General features: G+C 52.8%; 16 protein-coding genes. 1 reads left to right on the forward strand and 15 read right to left on the reverse strand.

The features are described from left to right. Nucleotides 1-56: 56 nt before the first annotated feature. From G358_RS0105955 to G358_RS0105990, 8 genes are all read right to left on the reverse strand, one after another. The gene (locus G358_RS0105955; protein ID WP_019636289.1) at nt 57-500 is read right to left on the reverse strand and encodes a GatB/YqeY domain-containing protein; all 444 of its coding nucleotides are present in this window, start codon (nt 498-500) and stop codon (nt 57-59) included. Between the two features lie 15 nt (nt 501-515). Further along, complete coding sequence (gene rpsU, locus G358_RS0105960; RefSeq protein ID WP_005547957.1) at nt 516-689, reverse strand: 30S ribosomal protein S21; 174 nt, start codon at nt 687-689, stop codon at nt 516-518. Nucleotides 690-819: 130 nt separating this feature from the next. Continuing rightward, on the reverse strand, nt 820-1,185 hold the full coding sequence (locus G358_RS0105965) for a histidine triad nucleotide-binding protein (RefSeq protein WP_019636290.1): 366 nt from the start codon (nt 1,183-1,185) through the stop codon (nt 820-822). A 355-nt stretch (nt 1,186-1,540) separates the two neighbouring features. Continuing rightward, entirely contained in the window at nt 1,541-5,077 is a 3,537-nt protein-coding gene (locus G358_RS0105970) for an AAA family ATPase (RefSeq protein WP_019636291.1), read from the reverse strand. Then, nucleotides 5,074-6,258 (reverse strand): exonuclease SbcCD subunit D, encoded by a 1,185-nt coding sequence (locus tag G358_RS0105975; protein WP_019636292.1) that lies wholly within the window; start codon nt 6,256-6,258, stop codon nt 5,074-5,076. The genes G358_RS0105970 and G358_RS0105975 overlap by 4 nt, the downstream gene beginning before the upstream one ends. A gap of 227 nt (nt 6,259-6,485) precedes the next feature. Beyond that, nucleotides 6,486-10,637 (reverse strand): helicase-exonuclease AddAB subunit AddA, encoded by a 4,152-nt coding sequence (gene addA, locus G358_RS0105980; RefSeq protein ID WP_019636293.1) that lies wholly within the window; start codon nt 10,635-10,637, stop codon nt 6,486-6,488. Then, nucleotides 10,634-14,161 (reverse strand): helicase-exonuclease AddAB subunit AddB, encoded by a 3,528-nt coding sequence (addB, locus tag G358_RS0105985; RefSeq protein ID WP_019636294.1) that lies wholly within the window; start codon nt 14,159-14,161, stop codon nt 10,634-10,636. Before addB ends, addA begins: the two co-directional genes overlap by 4 nt. Before the next feature lie 229 nt (nt 14,162-14,390). Continuing rightward, nucleotides 14,391-15,761, reverse strand: coding sequence for a class I SAM-dependent rRNA methyltransferase (locus G358_RS0105990; protein ID WP_019636295.1), 1,371 nt, complete (start codon nt 15,759-15,761; stop codon nt 14,391-14,393). 146 nt (nt 15,762-15,907) lie between these two features. On the opposite strand from G358_RS0105990, the gene G358_RS0105995 reads away from it, so the two are divergent. Next, a complete protein-coding gene (locus G358_RS0105995; protein ID WP_019636296.1) occupies nt 15,908-16,942 on the forward strand; it encodes a Na/Pi cotransporter family protein in 1,035 nt (344 codons plus the stop codon). On the opposite strand, the gene G358_RS0106000 is transcribed toward G358_RS0105995, so the two are convergent. The 7 genes from G358_RS0106000 to G358_RS0106025 form a co-directional block, all read right to left on the reverse strand. Continuing rightward, nucleotides 16,939-17,370, reverse strand: coding sequence for an NUDIX hydrolase (locus G358_RS0106000; protein WP_019636297.1), 432 nt, complete (start codon nt 17,368-17,370; stop codon nt 16,939-16,941). The genes G358_RS0105995 and G358_RS0106000 overlap by 4 nt on opposite strands. A gap of 203 nt (nt 17,371-17,573) precedes the next feature. After that, a complete protein-coding gene (gene mtaB / locus G358_RS0106005) occupies nt 17,574-18,917 on the reverse strand; it encodes a tRNA (N(6)-L-threonylcarbamoyladenosine(37)-C(2))-methylthiotransferase MtaB (RefSeq protein WP_019636298.1) in 1,344 nt (447 codons plus the stop codon). A gap of 2 nt (nt 18,918-18,919) precedes the next feature. Beyond that, nucleotides 18,920-19,693 carry a 16S rRNA (uracil(1498)-N(3))-methyltransferase gene (locus tag G358_RS0106010; protein WP_019636299.1) on the reverse strand — a complete coding sequence of 258 codons (774 nt, stop codon included), beginning with the start codon at nt 19,691-19,693 and terminating at the stop codon, nt 18,920-18,922. Nucleotides 19,694-19,783: 90 nt separating this feature from the next. Further along, complete coding sequence (locus G358_RS34490; RefSeq protein ID WP_420836045.1) at nt 19,784-20,017, reverse strand: zinc metalloprotease; 234 nt, start codon at nt 20,015-20,017, stop codon at nt 19,784-19,786. After that, complete coding sequence (locus tag G358_RS31175) at nt 20,005-20,466, reverse strand: site-2 protease family protein (protein ID WP_420836046.1); 462 nt, start codon at nt 20,464-20,466, stop codon at nt 20,005-20,007. Before G358_RS31175 ends, G358_RS34490 begins: the two co-directional genes overlap by 13 nt. A gap of 6 nt (nt 20,467-20,472) precedes the next feature. Next, nucleotides 20,473-21,441, reverse strand: a complete 969-nt coding sequence (gene prmA, locus G358_RS0106020) for a 50S ribosomal protein L11 methyltransferase (protein ID WP_019636300.1) — start codon at nt 21,439-21,441, stop codon at nt 20,473-20,475. A gap of 86 nt (nt 21,442-21,527) precedes the next feature. Beyond that, complete coding sequence (locus tag G358_RS0106025; RefSeq protein ID WP_019636301.1) at nt 21,528-22,655, reverse strand: Gfo/Idh/MocA family protein; 1,128 nt, start codon at nt 22,653-22,655, stop codon at nt 21,528-21,530. Nucleotides 22,656-22,740: the final 85 nt, after the last annotated feature.

The raw sequence follows: 22,740 nt of genomic DNA on the forward strand, positions 1-22,740 counted from the left end.
ATTGCACATAACAAAAAACACCCTCTACAAATGTAGAAGGTGTTCGTTTGCGTATGCTATTGCAAAAGCTGTTGAACCGCTTGATTCACGAGCTTACCATCAGCCCGGCCTTTAACCTTGGGCATAAGCGCGCTCATCACTTTCCCGATATCTGCTTTCGAAGAAGCACCGGTTTCCTGGATGGTCTGCTGTACAATGACTTGAATTTCTTCTTCAGTAAGCTGTTCAGGAAGGTATACGGCAATAATCTCAGCTTCCGCTTTGACATTTGCAGCAAGATCATCGCGACCTGCTTTTTCAAATTCTTGGAGGGCATCTTTGCGCTGTTTGATTTCACGACTTAGGATATCAAGCACTTCATTATCGTTCAAAGGTCTTTTCAGATCTATTTCAAGATTCTTGATCGTAGCACGAACCATTCGAATGGTGGAGAGTTTGAACTTGTCTTGACTCTTCATCGCTTGCTTCATATCTTCGTTCAATCGCTCGCTAAGATTCATGGTAGCTAATTCCTCCTAAAACTTTCTCTTACGAGCAGCCTCGGACTTTTTCTTGCGCTTTACGCTTGGCTTTTCATAATGCTTGCGTTTCTTCACCTCAGCCAATACGCCATCCTTTGCGATGGAACGCTTAAAGCGACGAAGTGCAGCATCAATTGTCTCGTTTTTGCGAACTTTAGTTTCAGACACCAGTTTTCCCTCCCTCCGACCAGACCGTCCAAGAGCACAACACGGTTCATCACTCTTCATTATAGGGGAAAAATAAATATGGTGTCAACCAAACAACTGCTTTTTGTCGTTCATCCCTGCGCCGGTCTTTTTAGAGTGCATGGGAATCGGAATTTTGCACAAGAGCCCCCAGCTTTGCTCCCCCGAGCAAATGATAGTGGATATGATAGACAGCCTGTCCGCTGTCCGGGCCACAGTTATTAATAAGCCGGTAGCCTGTTTCAGCTACGCCTAGCTTCTTGGCCGCTTCCTGGGCCACGCGGTGCAGTTCCCCGATCAGCGCATAATCTTCCGGCCCCACATCGTTCATCGTCGCAATATGCTTCTTCGGAATGATCAGAACATGTGTGGGAGCCGCTGGCTGAATATCATGAAATACAAGAAAGGTATCATCCTCGTACACCTTATTCGAAGGAATTGATCCATTTGCAATTTTGCAAAACAAGCAGTTTTCCATTTTCAATGCCTCCTACAATCATATATGTTCCATCATACCGAAAATAGGCAAAAAAAAGAAGCACCCTGCTCCCTCGAATACGAGTTTGCTGGTCGCACGGACGTATTGGACCCAAAAGCATCTCTGTCACCAATACGTCCGACGGGGTGCTTGCAAAATGATGTCGGCTAACTGTAGTATAACAGCGGGGTGAAGCTGTATCTGTGATGTACATCACGCGCATCGTTTTTTTATAAAAAAATTTCGCCTGAAGTGTCAGATTTCAAATCACTAATGGATATGCGGATTTTGCTTACGATGTAAAGCAAAGGCTGCAGCACAATTACAAGCACAATAGCCACTATGAGTCTATGCCCTACAAGCTTTCCAACGTAACCCTTGAACCTTCCCCGCCGCTTTCCGCAGGAATGATGATCAGCTTGCGCGCCAGCCTTGCCCGCAGCTCAGCTACGTGGCTAATAATCCCGACGGACAGATGGTCGTGATGAAGATGCTCCAGCGAAGTAATGACCGTATCCAGCAGCTCAGGGTCCAGCGTGCCAAAGCCTTCGTCCAAAAAGAAAAATTGCAGCGGATACTGTCCGCGAAGTTGTATTTGTGCAGATAGGGCCAGCGCCAGCGCTAGAGAGGTCAGAAACGTCTCTCCGCCAGAAAGGGTTGCAACCGGACGCTTTACACCGCCGTTGGCATCGTCGCGAATGACGAATCCGCCGCCTGAATCGCATTCCAAGGCATACCTCTGATTTGTCAAATACCTCAGCCGCTGGGATGCGGCTTGGCTGACGTTCATCAGCTGCTCCTCCGCAACATATTCGACAAACGCATTTCCACGCAAAGCGGATTGAAGCTTGCCGAGAAGCCCGCCCTCATGCTCCCGCTTTAATCTCAAGCTCTCAAGCTCCTTCCAGCGGACATGCCTTTTCTCCAGATCCTCCAGATCGCGCTGCAGCCTGGCGTTCAACTGAAGCGCAGCCTCATCCAGCTCCTTGGCCAAACTTAAAGCGGCGCAGCATTGCTCCCATTCCTCCTCAGTAACGCTTCGATTTTCCAGCTTCGTATCCAATTCTTTAATTGTAATCATCAGCTCGCGTTCCGCATCCCGGTGGGACTTAATCTGCTGCTCTAAGCTGATCATGCGCTTTTCTTCCATAATAGCAGCGGCTGCCTGCTGCTCGTTATCAAATGGAGAAGCCGCAAGCTCCACACGCCAGCGTTCCAGAAGTTTGCTCTCCTGTTCCTGTGCCGTCAAAGCAGCTTGCTGGGCTAATACGTCTGCCTTGGCACACTCCTGCCGGTGCAGCTCTGCATCCGCTTGACGGCGTTTGCCGCTCTCCGCCAGCGTCCGTAAAGAAGCCAATCGCTGCTCTGCCTCCTGATGCAGCAAATCGACAGTTCCGTCGCCAATCCATGCCTTTAGACGCGCTCTTTTGTCCTGGAGAAGCTCCTGTTTCCCCTGATTTTGAACGTCCCATTGCAGCAGCGATTTATCAAGTTCATTTATGTCACGCTGCAGTTGAACAATTGCCGCAGACTTTTCCTCCATAAAAGGAACACTAAGAGCTATCCGCTGTTTAATATCCTCCGCCAAGCTATCCCGCTCATGAATTTGCTCCATGCGGGCTGTCGCTTCTTCCGGGGATAAATCCGGGTGCTCCAAATCCCATTGTTTCATCCGCTCGGCGAGTTCTTCCCGGCACAACTGACTCTTCTGCGCAGACTGCTCCAACAATCCGGCGATCGAGGTCGCCTCCGCCTTCGCAGAAGCTAGTTTTGATTGCAGTTCAGCCAGCTTGCTGCTGACCGTTTTGCCATTATGCTCGAAATGCTCCAGCTTAGCTTGCCATTCCGCCAGTTCTTCGCTCAAAGCTGCATAATCTTTTCTCAGCGCAGCGGATTCGCCGGTTGTCACAGCTTCTACTTCTTCTGCTTCTACAAGTACTGCGGATTCTGTGAACTCTTCTGCTTCTACGAATCCAGCGGCTTCTACGATTTCCCCATCCCGGATCCGCTTCAACTGCCCCGTATCCGAATCAACAATGGACAGCGCCGCGGCCGCCTCCTCATTTGCAGTAAAGAACGAAGCATCCTGCCCGGCTCCTAAAGCTTGCAGTAAATTGCGAAGACTGTCCCGGTTTCTGGATATTGCGTAACGAAGCTCGCGGACTTGCAGCAGCAAACTGCCAATTTCCTTCAGCTCCAGCTCCCACTCGTCTACAGCAGCCCTCTCTTTGCCCGGCTCAGCCGGAGCCGGATGCTCCATTGAACCGCATACCGGGCAGGGCTGACCGCTGTGCAGCGCTTCGGCCAGCCGCCGTGACCACTGCTGCTCGTCCCGCTCTTTCGCCGAACGCTTAAGGGCGGCCTCATAGCGCTCCGTCCGCTTCGCAAGTGCAAGCGATGCGGATTCAAGGCTGTCTAGTCCTGCATATGCCTGCCAAGCCTTATCTGCCAAATTGAGGCGCTCTCTCCCACAATCTGCTTCCTCTTGAGTTAAAGCCGCCAGCCTGGCATTCGCCCCTTCCGATTGAGACGCAAGCCCGCTTACATCCGCTTCGGCCCGGGACAGCGCCTCGCGGGCGTTAACTATTCCCTGCTGTCTTGTTACGGCATCTTGCAAGCGGCGGCGGTCGGCTGGCTTAACCTCACTCTGGTTCAGCTGCTCCTCCAGCTCCTGCCTGCGCTGCTGCGCCTTGACCAGCAGCTGCTCCTGCTTCCGCAGCTCGTCGTGGAGCCGCTGCTGCTCCGCGCCCCCCTGCTCGCGGCTGGCTTGCAGCTGCTCTGCTTCCAGCAGCAGCTGGTCGCACTCCGCCTGCAGCGCCTTCGCCTGCTCCAGCTGATCGAGCCGCAGCAGCAGGACCGGCTCTTCCCGCCCGAGCTCGGCGGCCGCGGCTTCGGCGACCTCCGCCGCCGCCCTGGCGCCGTCCTCCGCGGCGGCGGCGGCTTCGCGAGCCTGGCCCGCGGCCGCGGCCCGCTCGGCGGCAAGCTGCTGCGCCTCTTTCCAGGCCGTCAACGCCGGCCTGATCCGCTCGGCAGCAGCCGCCGCCGCCAGCGCAGCCTCGAGCTCGGCCACGGCGCCGTCCTGCTCGCGCAGCTCGGCCAGCTGCGCGGCACGGGCGCTGCGCTCCAGGCTCAGCTCGCGCACCTTCGCGAGCTGGTCGCTGCGCTGCTGCGCCTCGGCGAGCTCGCGGCGCCGCGTTGCGGCCAGCGCTGCGGCCGCCGTCTGCGCAGCGGCAGCTTCGCGCAGCACCGCTTCGGATGCGTCGCCAAGCCCTTGCTGCTCCGCAGCAAGCTCATTCAGCGCATTTTCGTTTTCCTTCACTTTGCGGCTGAGCTTCTGGGCAAGTAAATCTCCGTATTTTTCCAGATGAAACAACCGCTGCAGCATCGCCCTGCGCTCTGCACCTTTTAAAGACATAAACTCGGCAAATTTCCCCTGCGGAAGAACGACGGCCCGGGTGAAGTCATCCATTTTGAGGCCGATTTTCTCCTCCACACACCGGGTAACGTCTGCGAGCTTGTCTGCAATGACCTTGTCGCCATCAGATGAAACTTCAATGAACCTGCTGATCGTGTTGCTTACGGAAATATCGCTTTGCCGTTTAAACCGCCGTTCCACGCGGTATCGTTCCTTCCCGCGGGCCGATGCCAATTCAAAAGTAAATGCCACAAATAACGTATCCTCGGAATGATTCATAATGCCCTGGGTTCCCCCGGAGGCACGGCCTACTTTGCCGTACATCGCTAGCGTAACCGCATCAAGAATCGTTGATTTTCCACTTCCGGTCGGGCCAAATATTCCGAACAGCCCGGTATCGCACAACGCGGTAAAATCAATTTCCTGCATGCTCCGGTAGCTCTGAAGACCCGACAGCTTCAGCGAAATAGGCTTCATAGTTCCTCCTCCTCTTCGCGGCTTGCGGACGAATCATCCGCTACAAGGGACATAAATAACTCAACCAGCTCTTCCTCCGGCTCCGCTCCGCCGCTCTGCCGCTGATAAAACTTTCGGAACAGTTCATGAACCGGCATTTGCGCGCGCGAGGCCATAGCCATCTCCTCATCCCGTCCAGGGTAAACCGGGCGAATATGTATGATCCCTTCGTGAGCTTTACGCAGTGACTGGATATCGCTCATTGACATCGCTTCGGTCAAGCTGATCTCAAGGTCGATGAATGCGTTGCTGTCCCGGCCTTCATCCAACCAGCGGTGCACTTCCTCCAAACCGCCACGGCACGTCCAACGCACCAGGGGGCGACCGCTGCTCAACAAATGCTCCTCCATCACGGGAACGGCTCCCGGGGTTATGTCAAGCAGCATAACGGACTTCGACTGCCCCGCCTCGGAGAAGCTGTAGGCAAGCGGGGAACCGCTGTAGCGGATAACCCCGCTGCCTTTGACGTGCTGCGGCCGGTGCAAATGTCCCAGCGCCGTATACTGCGCTCCAATGTCTAGTGCAGAAGGATCCACCGTATACGCACCGCCCACTTGAATCGGGCGCTCTGAATCCGATTCCACTCCGCCAAGCACGTAAATATGGCTCATTGCAAGGTTAACGGCATCCTTGCGGAATTCCCCGGCCAGCTGCCGCATTAACCTGCTAACCTTAGCGCTGTATGCCGTGCGGAGCTCCGCCTCATCCCCTTCTTCGGCGAGCAGTTCAGCGAGCCTGGACTCTGAAGGATAAGGCAGAGCGGCAATGATGGCACGCTCCCCGCTGCGCTTTGCATGAATGCTTACGGCCTGAGGCACAGGTAGGCCCACTAGTGTAATCCCCCGCCGGGAGACGAGGGGAGACACGGCGGATATCCGCTCGGGCTGGTCATGGTTTCCAGCGATGGCCACAAGCTGGCAGCCATTGTCGGTTAAGCGGGCTGCGGCATCATAGAATAGCCCTTCCGCCGCTGCCGGCGGATTGACGCTGTCGTATACATCTCCAGCCATCAGAATCAAATCGATCTGCTGATCGCGGGTGAGCTCAACTAGCTCCTCGAGAAACGCCTCCTGTTCCTTCAGCCGGCTGCGTCCTTCCAGCGTTCTCCCCAAATGCCAATCTCCCGTATGCAAAATACGCATTGTTCGTCCCCCTTATCGAACTGCTTTCCAACTTATCCATTTTCGCAACTCATCCACATTGCGGTCACTGCTGCGATTCACATTGCTGTCGCTAATACAGCACTGTTGTGGACACTATTGCGATTCACATCGCTGTCGCTATTGTAGTAACTGTTGTGGTGACTGTTGTAGTCAACATTTCGGCCCACATTGCGGTCCATATTTCGGTCTATACTGCAGCCGCTATCTTAAAGCTTGACCGCTTCGCCGCTGTCGAAAAAATACAGCCATTTTTCATCTACCGCCCGTCCAATAATATGCTCTATCGCTTTCGCGTAAAGCTCAAGCTGAAAGCGATACGCTTCGACCAAAGCAGGCAGGCCGCCAAGATGCTCCAAAATCCGGTCGCTTTTGTAATCCAGCAAGTATAATTTATCCCCCACAGCGAACAGGCAGTCAATAATGCCTTGAATAAGCACGGTCTCGTCTGCTAGCAGCTGCGGGTCAAGCCCCTCGGCCTCGGGCAAATGCGGACCAATGGACCCGCGATCAGAATGACCATAAACCGGAGTTGGCGGTGTAAATCGCGGATAAGCCTCGGCAGCTGACAAGCCATAGCTGAACGGCATTTCCCGCTTAATCCAATCCGCTTGACGAAGCAATGCTCCAAGAGGACTGCGTAAAAAGTCAGCCACACGCGCTACATCCATTTCCCAGCTCTGCTCCTGCGACATAATTTGCCGCTCGACCAAATGCTCGAGGGTATGCCGGACGGTTGCTTCATCCGCTGGCTGATCAAAAGGAAGATGCTGCATAAGCATATGGTAAGCCGTTCCTCGTTCAGTCGGCGTCATCTGCTTCTCCTCCATAAATCTCGGCCGGCGCAAATGCAGTTTGTATTCTACCTTCTCTTCCTGCGCATTCATCTGCTCGACACGGACCTCTTCCGCTGCAAGCCAATCCGCCGGAGGCTCTTCCTGCATCGCCAGCAGCGCCTTCATTTCCGTAACCGAAGTCTTAGCGGACAATCGCCCGGCGATTTCATACGGGTACTGCCAGTCAAGACGCGCCAATACATGATGGTCAAACGTTGCACTCCCGCCGGAACCAACGGCTACAGGGCCGCCGGAAACCAACGCCTTCAGCATGGCCATTTCCTCCGGCGCCAACTCCCTTGCAGCGGCTGCAGCCGCCCCTGTAATGAAATGCTCGGCTGAAATAAAATCGACAATCCAGTCCGAGACACTCCGCTCCGAATGAGCTGAAGCAGGGTTCGGCAAACCGGCAAGCTCTCGCAGCCGTTGAGCCGCAGGATGGCGGATCAGCGAAGGGCCGATCCAGTCCAAATAACTGCGTCCCCGGGCTATTAAATGATCCGGAAGGCGTTCCTCACCGTTCTCCAGTACGCTTCCCCATGATTCAGCCGATTTCTTTAAATCTTTTACGGAGGAGACGAGAATAAGCTTGTCCTTAGGCCTTGTCAATGCCACATACAGCACTCGTATTTCCTCAGCCAGCAGCTCCATTTGCGCTCTCCGGCGGATAGCCAAGTTCGGCAAAGTAGGGTAACTGACTCTCGTATTTTCCTCTATAAATTTCGGCCCAAAACCCATGTCTTTATGAATCAAAAACGGCGCATTCAGATCTTGCCGATTGAACATTTTAGAAAGCCCCGCTACAAATACAACGGGAAATTCCAACCCCTTGCTTTTATGAATCGTCATAATTCTGACGGCATCTTCCTGCTCTCCGGCCGAAGCCGCCGCTCCGAGGTCGCCGCCGCTTTCCCTCAGTCTCGTAATATATCTTAAAAAGCGAAATAACCCTCGGGACGCGGAGGATTTCTCAAATTGTCTGGCCCGGTCAAGCAGCGCCCGCAGATTGCTTTGCCTTTGAGCCCCTCCCGGCAGGCCCCCAACCCAATCCAAAAAACCGGTCTGCTGAAAAATGTTATGAATCAGCTCTCCAAGCTCCCCTTCTCTGGCCATATTTCGCCAGTGATCTAGCTGCTCCAGGAAGGCGGCGATTTTGTTGCGCAAGCAGGCAGTTCCCGATTGAGTCATTGATTCAGCCGCTGATTGGCTAGCTGATTGAGTCCTTGATTCGGTCGTTGATATGCTCCTTGATATGTTCCCTGATACAGCTGCTGATTCGCTTACTGATTTGTTCATTGATTCAGCCGCTACTTCGCCCGTTGATTCAACTGCTTCTTCGGCCGCTTCCTCTTCTAATTGGATTTCCAGATCCTCGCTCTGGGCAATATAAGCATGCAAAGCTCTGAAATAATCCCCGCGCGGAGCAGCAAGACGTATTTCAGCCAGCTCTTCTTCCGACAAATCGTAAAAGGGAGAGCGAAGCACGGCCGCCAAAGGGATATCCTGCATCGGGTTGTCAATTACCTGCAGAAGAGATAAGACCGTCTCTACCTCCGAAGCCTGAAAATAGCCCTGGTTCAATTCCCCGTATGCCGGGATTCCTTCCAATCTCAACTCTTCGATCATCGCTGGCGCCCACGCTAAGGTGGATCTGAGCAAAATAACGATGTCCCGGTAATCAACAGGACGCAGCTCTTTCAAATGCTTATCATAAATACAGAAAGCAGAAATGCCGTGCTGGCCAGCCCCCCCTTCCGGAACATCTCCGCACAGCTGGCGAATTTTAGCTGCAATCGCCCGCGCTTCCAATCGTACTGCTTCTAAATCAGCAGGCTCTTCCCCTGCTTCCGCTCCAGCTTCATCACCCTCAGCACCCGCAATCTGGTCCGCTGAAGCTGAAGAATCGCTGTTCCGGTCAATCAGCAGCAGCTCCGGGCGATAGTCTCCTCCCTGAATGTCGGGAAAGCCTTCCCCATATACAAGCTCAGACCGCGAATCGTAATCTATTTCCGCAACCTGCTCCGTCATCACTTGGCGGAACAAATAGTTGACAGCTTCCACCACTTCCCGCCGGCTGCGGAAATTGCGGGCAAGATCAATTTTAAGCCCTTGTCCAGCAAAATCGTCACTATAATTGCGGTATTTTTCCAGAAACAAGCCTGGCTCGGCCAGCCTGAACCTGTATATGCTTTGCTTCACGTCGCCAACCATAAACCGGTTGCCGGGATCGCTTCGGGAGATCAGCCGAACGATGTTCTCCTGAACGGTGTTAGTGTCCTGGTATTCATCGAGAAGCACCTCATCAAATTGCTGCTGGTATTCTAGCGCGGCGTCCGAAGGAATCACCCTGTCCGGGGTAGAGTCCGGATGACGCAAAATTTGCAAGCAATAGTGCTCCAAATCAGCGAAATCGAGCCAGCCTTTTGCCGCTTTCTCCTTTTGGTAACGCTCGCCGAACTCAATGATAAAGGAGGAAAGCTCCGTCATTAACGGGGCGATCTGATTCATCTCATCCAGAAATGCCTCAGCCGTCCGACCATACAATTGCGTGCGCAGCTCAGTAATCGTCTTCTTCGCTTCTTCGCGCAGCGCCTTGACCCGTTCCTGTATTACGGGATCCGTCTGATCCTTTTTGCATGGCTTCAATTTGCCAAACACGACGCTGTCAAACTGTTCATGCAGCTGCGACCAGCGCCCTTCGCCCACAGCCTCAAGCATACGCTCCACTAGGGCGATATCCTCCTCCAGCGTGCTGGCATACGGCTGCGGCCCCCCTGGCGACAAGGCAAGGGATTGGGCCTGATGCAATAACTGCCGGGCTCCTTCCAACGTCAGCTTCGTGTCGCTTAAAATACTGCCGACCCAAACACTGCCTTCAAGCACATCTATACTAGGGGCGTTAAACACAGCTGCCGCCTGCTGCAGCCAGTAATCCGGCCATGGATGACTTCGCGAGAAATCGTACAGTCTTTGTACAAGAGAAAATACAGCATCATCACTGCGCTCACCGCCAAACCAATCAGTCAGGCGCACAAAAGAGCTTCCTTCGGATTCCTGCGCATACTTCTCCTCAAACAATTCCTCCAGCACTTCCTGGCGAAGCAAAGCGTTCTCGCTTTCAGAGGCGATTCTGAAGCCAGGATCAAGCGGGATTAACGTATAATAGCGCTGGATCACTTCCATACAGAACGAGTGAAGGGTCGTAATCGAGGCCCGGCCCAGCATCGCAAGCTGCCTTCCCAAATGATCGTTTTGCGGGTTCTTGGCCATTTCCTTCTCCAGCGCCTCCCGTATGCGCTGCCGCATTTCCGAGGCGGCCGCCTTGGTGAAGGTGGCGACGAGCAAACGATCTACGCTAAGCGGCGTCTCCTTGCTGCATAGCTTCTGAATGATCCGCTCTACCAGCACCGCAGTTTTTCCGGAGCCTGCCGCTGCCGCGATCAACATATTGCCGCCAGACAACGAAATCGCCCGCCACTGGTCATCGCTCCAGAAGCTGCCTGGAGGCTTCGGTATACTTATCATCGCTCTCCCTCCTCTACGCTTTGTTCGAGCAGCTCCCACAGCTTGTCTTTGCCCGGCTTGCTGAGCACATGGTAGGAGCTTCCCTCTATCGATTCTTCAAAGCGGCAGACCGGCTTGAATGCACAATACGTGCAGGCGGTCTCTGTTCCGAGCCGATATGGCGTAATTTGCACGTCTCCATCAGTAATTCTCGTTCCAATCTCGGTTACCGCGTGGCGGGCTGAATGCAGCAAAGTATGCCATTGCTGCTCCGTAGCGACCGAAGCGCTGCTATAAAAGCCGCCGTCTGCCTTGACCGCAACCGGCAGTATATCGGAATAGCCTTTATCTAGAGCATGGTCCATTTTGGCAATGACATCACGGTCCGCAAGCAGCAGCCCTCTCATCTTAAACCGCTTCAGCATTTCGAGGCTGGCCTGTTCGGAAGTCATGCCGTTGCTGCTTTGCAATAGTGGATTGTGCACATGAAAATACAGCGTCCCTGCCGGCAAAGCCCGCTCTCCGAGCCATGCCTCGGCAGAGGTCAGCAACACATCGAGGTACGTCAGCATTTGCAATGATAAGCCGTAATACACTTCATGCAGCTTCAGATCGGTCTGGCTCGATTTATAATCAATCACCCGCAGCAATAAGCCCTGCTCTCCTTCCGCCACATCAACACGATCAATCCGCCCGACAATTTCCATTACGCATCCGTTAGGAAGCTGAAAGGTGAGCGGCGGCAACGTCTGGCCTGGCCCAAAATCCAGCTCCAAACCAATCGGCTCGAAGCTGCCTCTTCTGGACTGCTCGCCGAGAATGACGGAGGCTCGGCCGACGATGTTTTTCAACTTCCGCGAAATGTAGCCATAACGCTTCGAGCTTAACAAGATTTCACCCTGCAGCTTCGGGGCAATCCGGTCCACAGCCATTTCCGCCTCCAACAGGCACTGTTCCGGCGTAAGACTGCCCCAGCTGCGGTTCTGCTCCTTGAATGTCAGCGCCATCGAACTGAGGGCCGCGTGAAACAGCTGCCCGATATCCGGCGCCTTTAATTTATAAATTTGCCGTTCCTTCAGCCTCAGGCCATGCGACGCGAAATGCGAGAAAGGGCAGGCTGAAAACTTCTCCATCCTCGAGACGCTTGTCCGCAGGCGTTTGCCGTATAGCTTCCGGCTGGTTTCCGCCGTAAGGCCGCGCACCCGGTTGCGATAATCGAGCGAGCCGAGAAGCCTCGTAACTTTCCCATCCCAAGCGGGCTGCGTCTTGTACCACTGAAGTACATTCCACCACACGGGAGAAATCGGTTCACCGGCCTTCCACATTCGCAGCTGCCCTATTAACCGGGATAACGTCGGCACCGGCCGGGTAATATACTCCAGCTGCTCCTCTTCCCCGTCTTCCGCAGACGGTCTATCCGCAAGGAATCGCTCTTTAAGCGTAGGGAAAATCGTCTTCACGTGACGAATAACCTCGGAAGGCAGCAGCGCCTTCCCCTCTTCATCTGCAAGCGGATAGCTGAGCCATAACGACTCGCTGGCCGCCGTTAATGCTTCATATATAAGGAAGCGTTCATCAAGCAGTCTCCGTGTCAGTCCGGGAGCAAGCTCTATGCCTAGCTCCGTCATCCGCATGCGCTCCTGATCGCTTAGCACGCCTTCTTCCTGTAAAGCGGCGGGCATGATGCCTTCATTAATGCCTAGCAGGAATAAATGCTTCACATGGCTGGAACGCGTCCGATCGGTGCTGCCGATCAGCACCTGATCAAGGGACGGGGGAACCAGCGACAGCTTCAGATCCTGCAAACCGGTCTCCATAATACCGGTAAACATATCTAAACTCAGCTCTTCTTCCCCCATCATTTCCACAACTTGATCAAGCAGCTCAAGCACGGCGCTCCACAGCTGCCGGTGCTCCATCGCTTCCTGCGGAAGCCCTTTACGCTGCGCAGCATGGGCCAGCTTGTCCAAACGATGAGCAGCCTCGACGTCCTCAAGCAGCCTATAGACAGCGCTGCACATGTCCCGCGCATTTTTGCTGCGCTTCAATCTCGTTTCAAACGCCGCCAGCGGCGTAACGACGGCTTCCCGGCAGCGCTCCAGCACGAGCAGGCTCTCCTGTTCAGATTGGGCCTGGGCGGCCGGAAGATCAGCCGCTTCTAGCGACAAGCTGGGCGCCCCTTTCCAAGGGCGTCCATCATTCCAGCGATAGCCTTGAATTCCGCTGGCCAGCACATAATTTTCAAGCTGATCCATATTGTTTCGCGTCAGGCTTCCATCCAGCGGCAACAAAAATTCACTTTTGACACAACGGAATACATCTTCATATTTCCAAAATTTCAGCACTACATCCAAAGCTCCGCGGAGCAGTTCGATTAGCGGATGATGCAGTACGCTTCGTTTCTGGTCCATAAAATACGGTATGCCGTACTCTTCAAATACGGTACCAATGATATGATCATAGTCGTCCAGATTTCTGACGAACAAAGCCATATCCCGCCATCTCTCACCCTGCTCTCTAGCCAGAGCGAGCATCGCCCGCGCCGCTCCTTCCACCTCCGAACGGCGGCTGCCGGCCGCCTGCAAAGATAAGGAATCCTGCAGATCGTCTGGCTCTGTCTTACCGGACCATGGAGTCCGGTATTCGTAGGCGGCCTCCAAATGAGATAATGTCTTATTGTTTCTAAACCGGGGATAAGGACGCGATCCCAGCACCTCTGTCTCTTGGATTGCAATACCGCAATCCTCTGCCAGCGCCCGGAGCTTCATATAAGTGACTGCTGTCGGATGGAATAAATTTAATTCATGTGGCAAAATTCCGTGATCATAAGGCTGATCCAATGTGAGCGATACCGTAACTGACGAAGCTACAGACATCAAAGCGCCGATCGCCTTATACTCCTGCGGCGTAAAAGTCTGAAAACCGTCAATCCAAATATCAGCCCCACGCAAAAAGGAGGAGCTCTTTGCACCCTCGGCTAATTTAACGACATGATCTTCCGCATCTATGTACAACCTGGACAACTCCTGATCGAATTCCCGATATATAATGCTTAAATCATGGAGCTTGTCGTGAAGAAGCCGAGACTCGCTAGCTGAACTATCCAGTATTTCCACATATTTATCAAGTCCCGTAAAATCAGTTAGGTGCTTCTTCAGTTCGCTATACAGCGTATTGATTCGATCGATTAACCCGAGCTGATCGCCGGACTGCTTAAATAATCTCAACTCTCCTCTATGTCTGCGCATAATTTTGTAGAGGAGCATCTTCTTGCCTTCATCGCTGATCGGTATGAGTGCGGATCCCCCGGTTTCCTGCATTACACGCAGAGCCAATCGGTGGAAACCGAGCACCTGAGCTCTTATCGTGCCCTTTAAATGTTCCGACTGGACGATCGCCTGTTCGATTTGAAAAGTCCCCTGTTCTGGGGCAAGTAAAATGATAGGCGTCCCGTTCGGCTCCTCTCTCAGGAGTGAAGTAATCCGCTCCAGAATCAGGCTGCTTTTGCCGCTTCCGGAACGGCCGATAATAAATTGAACTGACATGGAGTGCCTCCTAAACAAATAATGGCCTCTATTCTAAATTTCTGTAATTCATTATATCATATCCATAAAGTGTTTAGCGCCTGAAACAAGAATGTATGTTCTGTCAATTTCCATAAAAAAAAGCCAAAAAGCCGGGCAAAGGAACAAGCCATTCCCTGCCGGGCTTTTTTTTCAGTCAAATTTTCCGGTTAAAATGATGAAGTGCCGGCATTGCAGTTTCTGCAACTGATCAGAACGACTTCGTCCGTACCTCAAAGATAGCAAATTTCAAATAGTGCCCTTCATTCACCCCTAATATTTGCGGATGATCTTTCCCTGCTGCCCGCCATTCGACAAGGCGCAAAATCTTGCCCGCATCGACAGCGGCATCCTGGATTGTCTGTAAAAACAGCTCCGGCTTCATATGGTACGAGCAGCTCGCCGTAACTAAATATCCGCCTTCATTGACCAGCTTCAAGCCGTGCAGGTTAATGTCTTTGTAGCCCCGGCAAGCCCCTTTGACCGCGCCCTTTGTCTTGGCAAAGGCCGGCGGATCGAGAATAACGACATCCCACGTCCGGCCTCCGCCAGCCGTCATCGGAAGCGAAGTATCGACTTTAGCGTGATCGGCCGCGCGTTCGCGGCGCTCATTCAAGCCTTTAACCTGACTGCGCAAATAGTCAAAGGCATCCGCCACCACAAATTCTACCCGGTCCTCAAATCCGTTCAGCCTGACATTTTCGCGTGCGCTCTCGATCGCATGTTCCGAAATATCGAGGCAGGTTACCTTCTTGGCGCCATACTTGCAAGCATGAAGTGTAAAGCTTCCCGTATGGGAGAAACATTCCAGCACGGTGGCCCCATCCCAATAAGGGAACGTAACCTCTTTGCCTTTCCGGTTCACCGGAACCGTTCTGAAACCTCCGTCTTCCGACGGAAGCTGCTGGAGCGAAATGCCGCTTCGTTCTCCCCAGCCGCCCATTAACGGCTCGATGGATGCACGGTTCTCACGCTGATCAAAGAAATATCCCGTCTTCTGTCCTTGCCAAATGTCCACTTTGATCAACAGACCGTTTTCCGTTACGGTGACATGCTGAGGGGGGCTGCCATAAAGCGGTCCCTTCACTTCTTCAAGCCCCTCCAGTTCCCGCACGGAAACATCACTCCGCTCATATATGCCGGTTGGCTCCAGGACCGAGACAAGCGCTTCAACAATGCTGCTGCGGCAGCGGTCCATGCCGAGAGTCAACAATTGCACGACAACAATATCGCCGAAGCGGTCCACAATCAGTCCCGGTAAGAAGTCCGCCTCTCCATAAACCAAACGGTAAGCATTATCCTGGACGAAACGCCGGCGATGAGCGAGGCATTGCTCGAAGCGCCGGATAAAAAATGCGGTATCCATCGCTTGCAGCGGCTCGTAGGATACGACCCGGACCGTAATTTGCGATGCGGGATTATAATAGCCGGCAGCAAGGAACTTGCCCCTCCAGTCCAGTACAGACACAAGACTGCCTGGCTCTGGCTCGCCTTCTATTTTTTCTATTTCATTGTTGTAGATCCAAGGGTGTCCTTGTTCCAGCCTCTTTCTGCGGCCTCGTTGTAAAATGACAGATGGCACGCTGCTCACTCCTCATCTTGTTTAATTTAATCTTCTTTTGTTCACTTCCCACGTGCGGTCTAACCTCGTTACAGCTTTGCATGAGAGCCGAAAGCATCGCATACATATATGTAACTTGTACATCTCGATATAAGAGGAGGGAGCTCATGTTTCACGATATTGTGTTCCCGGCAACGTTCGGCTTTGCCCTGTTTCTGCTCGGCATGAAAATTATGGAGGCCGCTTTGCAAGCCTGGGCAGGCCCAAGGCTGATCAAGCTGCTCCAAATGTCCACGCGGACTCCGTGGACCGGGCTGTTATCCAGCACGCTTATAACCGCTGTGCTGCAAAGCAGTACGGCGATCACCGTCATGACGATCGGCCTTGTTAATGCCGGGTTACTATCTTACGGACGGACACTTGGCATTATCCTCGGCGGCAATATCGGCACCTGCCTGACCACAGAATTGATCGCCCTGAACATTTCCCGCATAGGTATCCCGCTGCTTGCCGGTTCCTTTATTTTCTGGGCTGCGGCAGTGATGAGCGAAGAATTTACCCCGCGCCATAGAAAAACCGGCGCTTTCTGGACAGGGATGCTAAAACCGCTGCAATTCGGTTCGCTGGCCGTATTCGGATTCAGCCTGATCATGATCGCGATTACCTGGATGCAATCGATCGGGCCGGCGCTTGAATCCCGCGGCATAATCCGATGGTTACTGGAACATGCGGCAGACAGTCTTGCCTGGGGGGCTCTGGCAGGAGCAATCCTTACCGCGCTCATTCATAGCAGCGCAGCCGTGATCGCAATGACGATGGGGCTCGTCGCCACCGGAACGCTTCCTGTCGAATTTGGCATCGCTATGGTGATCGGTTCCAATGTCGGCACCTGCATTACGCCATTGATCGCCTCAATCGGCAGCTCACGTTCAGGACGGTTTGTCGCCTGGTCGCATGTCATTCTCAACCTGGCCGGCGCCTGTTTGTTCATGCCCCTTATTCCATTGCTGGGATCTGCCGCCGCCTGGCTCAGCGCCGATCCGGGGGCTCAAATCGCACATACGCAGACGATTTTCAACATAGCCTGTTCCTTGCTGGCACTGCCGTTTTGCTACCTGCCTATTTGGTCAAGACTCGATGGGCCGAAACATCCGCCGACGACAGCTCCGGCTGCAGCTTCCTCCGCCAAAATTCGTGATTAAAAGTTAACGCCAAGCAATTTTAAAGCTTTTTCCAAAATAAAATCATTGTTATCATAGCCATCATTACACTGTCTTTCCCAAGCCACTAGAGGTTCATACCAGGCCACGCTGCGGATTTCCTCCGTTTGCGGCCTCAGCGTACCTCCCTCGCTCTCAACAAGGTAGTAGTGCACTTCCTTTTGGATATCTCCATACTTCGGATGATGATAAGTATAAGCAATAATATCGACAGGCTGATCAATTCGCCCGATAATACCGGTTTCCTCGCGGATTTCACGAAGCGCGGTTTGCTCTATCGTCTCTCCGCCTTCTCTTTTACCCTTAGCAAACGATATTTTACCGTACCGATCGGTTATGAGCTGAATTTGCAATTGTCCCGCTTTTTTGCGATAGACAACGCCCCCTGCCGAAATTTGCTTGAATGACATCGTATGATCACTCCTTATTATTGAACCATCTCTGAAATGAGATATCGGCTTGTTAGACTTGTTGGTTTGTTTGGTTTGTTTGGCTTATCCAACTTGCACCAGCTGTACCTGGTAGCTCCGGACCCTAATTGACAACAAGGACTTCACCCCTAGGGGTGAAATCCTTGAAGGTGGATATGATATTTACCCGTTAGTCGCCCTGTCTAGGCCAATGCTTTTGAAGAGGTCTCATCCATAATGCGGACGAGCTGCCCGCGGCAGGTGTTCACGTCAGCTTCGATCAGCTTAACCCGGCATACTTTGCCCGTCAGATCCTGCGCCGCTTCAAAGCGAATCTGCAGATAATTGTCGCTAAACCCGGTAACATGGCCTTGCCCTGACAAGCCCTTCTCATCTTTCTCAGGAATAACATCCAGCACTTGGCCAACGAATTTCTGGGCGTAGGCAAGCTGCATTGCCTCCGAAAGCTCGATCAGCTCATGAACGCGGGCATGCTTCACTTCTTCCTCAACCTGGTCTTCCATCCGGGCTGCTGGCGTACCCGTACGCTTGGAGTAAGGGAACACATGCATTTCGGAGAAACCGATCCGCTTAATCGCCTCAAAACCTTCCCTAAACAGCTCATCCGTCTCTCCAGGGAAACCGACGATAATATCCGTCGTAATCGCCACATCCGGCATAAATTCACGGATCATCCGGATTTTATCTTCGAATTCCTCAATCGTATATTTACGCCGCATCCGTTTCAGCACCTCGTTGCTGCCTGCTTGCAGCGGAATGTGGAAGTGACGGCACATTTTGCTCGAACCCTTCAACACTTCCAGCATCTTTGCATCGATTTGACTCGCTTCAATCGAGCTTATACGGACACGTTCCAATCCGTCAACCTTGTCTAGTTCCCAAAGCAGATCGGATAAGCGATAATTTTCGAGATCATCCCCGTAGCCCCCGGTATGAATACCCGTGAGCACGATTTCCTTATATCCTGCCGCGACAAGCTGTTTTGCCTGATTAACAACGCTCTGTGGCTCCCGGCTGCGCGACAGTCCGCGTGACCACGGAATGATACAGAAAGTGCAGAAGTTGTTGCAGCCTTCCTGAATCTTAAGGAACGCGCGCGTTCGGTCCGCGAAGTCCGGTACGTCAAGCTCTTCAAACTCGCGAGTTTTCATGATGTTGCGAACAGCATTAATCGGCTGGCGCTGCTCCTGAATTTGCCCAATAAGCGGCATAATGTTTTCACGGTCCTGTGTGCCGATGACCAGATCCACCCCTGGAATATCTAGAATTTCAGCGGGTGACGTCTGGGCATAGCAGCCGGTAACCGCGACGATGGCGTCTGGATTGCGGCGAATAGCCCGGCGGATAATTTGCCGTGATTTTTTATCACCTGTATTGGTCACCGTACACGTATTAATTAAATAAACATCAGCGGTCTGTTCAAAGTCGACCTGCTCGTAGCCTTCATTTTTAAACAGCTGCCAAATGGCTTCCGTATCGTAAAAATTGACTTTGCATCCTAAAGTGTAAAAAGCGACGGATGGCATTGCTATCTCTCCCCCATTTCTCCGGATTCATACATGATGCAGGTCAGGGCGGCCATCCCAGCCGTCTCCGTCCTTAATATTCGTCGTCCCAAACCTACGGACACGGCTCCAGCGGCTTCCAGCTGACCTATTTCGTGTTCGGTAAACCCGCCTTCCGGGCCGATGGCAATAAGCACACGGGGCGCGCCGCCATGATTTTGCGATTGCATCTTCTCGGCAAAAGGCTTCAGCACGTCCCGCAGCTGCAGGCCGTGCTCCTTCTCATAGCATACGCAAACGAGGTCATGCTCAGGCAGCTCCGCAAGCAGGCTTTTCCAAGATACGGGCGGGACAACTGCCGGTATTTTGCTGCGATGAGCCTGTTCAGCCGCTTCCTTGGCGATTTTGCGCCAGCGTGCTGTTCGCTTCTCTTCTTTTTTCTGATCGTACTGAACGACCGTCCGTTCGGATAGAAAGGGCAAGAAGGAAGCGGCGCCAATTTCGGTACATTTCTGGATGATGATCTCCATCTTATCGCCTTTAGGCAAGCTTTGGGCTATAGTCACGTGAACGCGCGGCTCTCCGCTTCCCTCAAGCTGCTCCACAATCCGAGCCGACACTTGCTGCGGCAAAATTTCTACAATTTCGACAAGCGCTTCCCTGGAAGCACCGTCACTTACAATTAACTTATCCTTCGGCTTGGAGCGCATCACTTTGCTAATATGGCGGGCGTCCTCACCGCTTATGCTTACTGTCTCATCCCCAAACTGTCCGGGATCAATAAAATAGCGCTGCATTTGTTATCAACCTCACCTTAATCACCAAAGAACATCATACAACTTTTAAATAACGGATTCCACTATTTATTGCTGAAAAAGAATGGGGAATCAGCCGCCAAACAGCATCATGAAGAAGCTCGCAAACTGTAAATAAATCTTGCCTGCTCCAGCATACAACGGCTCGATCGTAACACTCCTAAGCTGCGGTACAACCAGAATGAGCAAAAAAACCAAAATAGACCATTGCTCGAACTGCTTCAATTTGACCCGTGCGCGATCAGGCACGATATCCTCCAGCAGACGGTAGCCGTCAAGCGGAGGCAGCGGAACTAGGTTAAGCAAAAACAGCAAGAAGTTCGTAATATTGAATGTCGTAAAAAAGTACTGACCGCTTGAAACAATTTATCGCTTGTAATGGAGCCCATCACGCCCGATTGAATCAACACGATGTAAATCATCGTTCCAATCACACCGAGCAGCAGGTTACTGAGCGGCCCGGCTGCCGTAACGATAATTCCCATTTGCCGAGGCTTCGCGAAATTGTTCCGGTTGACGGGAACCGGCCTCGCCCAGCCAAAACCGGCAAGCAGCAGCAAAATGATCCCGAAAAAATCGAAGTGAACGACAGGATTCAAGGTGACGCGCCCCTGCTGTTTCGCTGTGGGATCTCCGAATTTATTGGCGAAATAAGCGTGCGAAAATTCATGCACTGTAAACGCGATGATCACCGTGATTAAAAAAAACGGGAGCTGATCCAAAGGAATACGCAATATTTGATTTAAAAAATCCATGAATGATTACCTCTTTCTCGCTACAAAAGCTACCCAGTCTTCTTCCCGGGCAGTTTCAGTAATCTCAAATCCCGCAGCAAGCAGCGCCTGCTCCACGGCTTGTTCTTTATTCTTGTATATTCCTGACGCAATATAATAGCCTCCCGGCTGAAGCGCCCGATAAACATCATCGATAAATAAAAGAATGATTTCTGCAAGTATGTTAGCGACGACAACGCGGACGGGAAGGGTAACGTTTAGCTCCGCCCCTGCCTCCTGCTTCAATACGGACAGCAGATCGCTCTCAACGACGCTGATCTGATCGTCCAGCTTGTTGAGCCTTGTATTCTCCATGGCGCTGGATACCGCAACCGGATCAAGATCGAGCGCAAGCACCCGGGAAGCGCCCAGTTTAACTGCACCAATCGCAAGTATCCCGGAGCCTGTCCCTACGTCGATAACCTCGTCCCCTGACTGGATAACTCCTTCCAGGGTGCGCAGACAAAGCGATGTTGTAGGATGCGTGCCTGTGCCAAATGCCATGCCTGGATCGAGCTCGATGATTTTCTCATCCTCCGACTCAGGAGCGTACTCCTCCCAGGTCGGCTTGATCGTCAGTTTCCGGGAAACCCGGATCGGCTTAAAATATTGCTTCCAGTTGTTCGCCCAGTCATCTTCACTGACATCCCTTACGGAGATGTCTGCACGGCCTGTATCAATATCATATTCGGCCAGCTCAGCGATCCGCTCCTTCACGGAAGCAACTACTGCTTCCACATCTGTACCTTCCGGAAAATAACCGCTGATTCTAGCCTCCCCCTGAGGAATATCATTGGGCGGCACTTCAAACCATTGTCCCAAGGAAGTATCTCTAGGCTTGTCGTTATCTACGTATTCTTCAATGGTTACGCCGCCAGCTCCCGCCTCATGCAAGAAGTTGGTTATCATCTCCACTGCTTCTTCCGTTGTATGTATTGTTATTTCCTTCCATATCATGTTGATTTATCCTCCTCGGCTCATACGCATACCTTTTATTGTACTATATAATATCCGGGGAAACAAAAAACCGCTTATGCAAGCGGCTATAAGGCAATCGCGGTAGATTGAGAAGCTTGTGCAACCTCATCCGTGGTTACTTCGCGCCCCAGTCGATGGGATAAATATATCCCTTCGCTGATGAGCATCGTATTGAGCGCGATTTCTGCGGTAGGCAGCAATGGAACCTGTCCTTGCAGGGCGGAAATCCAATGATGCTGGGACGATGCGTAAGCATCCGGATAGGGGCTCAGCATCCGGTTACGCCTGTCGGCACGCTCCAGGTCAATAGTGCAATCCATATCCAAGCCAGCGATCGTCGTATGGAAGCTGAAGCCGTGCGGTTCCCGGTCCGACACGGCCCCGGGCAGCCGGATTCCCCCTTCTGACCCAACGATCGAACTTCCCTCCAAGCCGCCAAGCTGCAGCGCCCAGGACTCGATAATATCCAGCGTAATCCCGCCCGCGAAACGGACGAATCCGGCAGCCATTTCCTCGACGTCGAAGCCAGAGCTGGCTCTACGCTCCTCATCCATCGCGATCTCCTGATAGGTGCGCCCCGCAATCCGTTCAGCCTTGGGATTACCCATAAGATACAGCATGCGGGCAATGTGGTACACTCCCATATCATACAAAGCCCCGCCGCCAGCCGTCTCTTGTCTCGTAAATGCAGCGGTCCCGTAGCCATCGACATAAGGCCGGTTGCGGCGGCGAAAGCCAGTGGATCTGGCATGATACAGTCTGCCGAGCTTGCCGGCGTCAATGATCTGCTTGGCCGCCTTCGTCTCTTTGTCATACAGATGGGCCAGCTGAATATGCAGCATTTTACCGCAGCGCCTGGCCGTCTCCACCATTCGCAGGCCATCAGTATAAGAGCCGGCGATCGGCTTTTCACAATACACGTGCTTCCCTGCCTCTAGGGCAGCCACCGTAACCGGCATATGATAGTTGTTATGGAGACATACGTCGACCGCGTTTAGTTCCTCCTGCTCCAGCATCTCCCTGTAGTCAGCATAAACCTTGGCGATGCCGTGCCTGTCAGCAACCCGGCGGGCCTCTTCGAGATTAATGTCGCAAATTGCGGTGACCGCAGCACCGGGAATATCCATGTATTGCTCTAAATGCGCCTTGCCGATTTGCCCGGCGCCAACGATACCTATTTTGACCGTGTCCATCCTGCTTCCCCCCGTCTATCTGATTTGAACTTATAAGTCGGAACAGCAAGCTGTCAATCCATTATACAGCAGTCAATTATATGGG

Source organism: Paenibacillus fonticola DSM 21315 (genome assembly GCF_000381905.1).
In the GTDB taxonomy this organism is placed as follows: domain Bacteria; phylum Bacillota; class Bacilli; order Paenibacillales; family Paenibacillaceae; genus Fontibacillus; species Fontibacillus fonticola.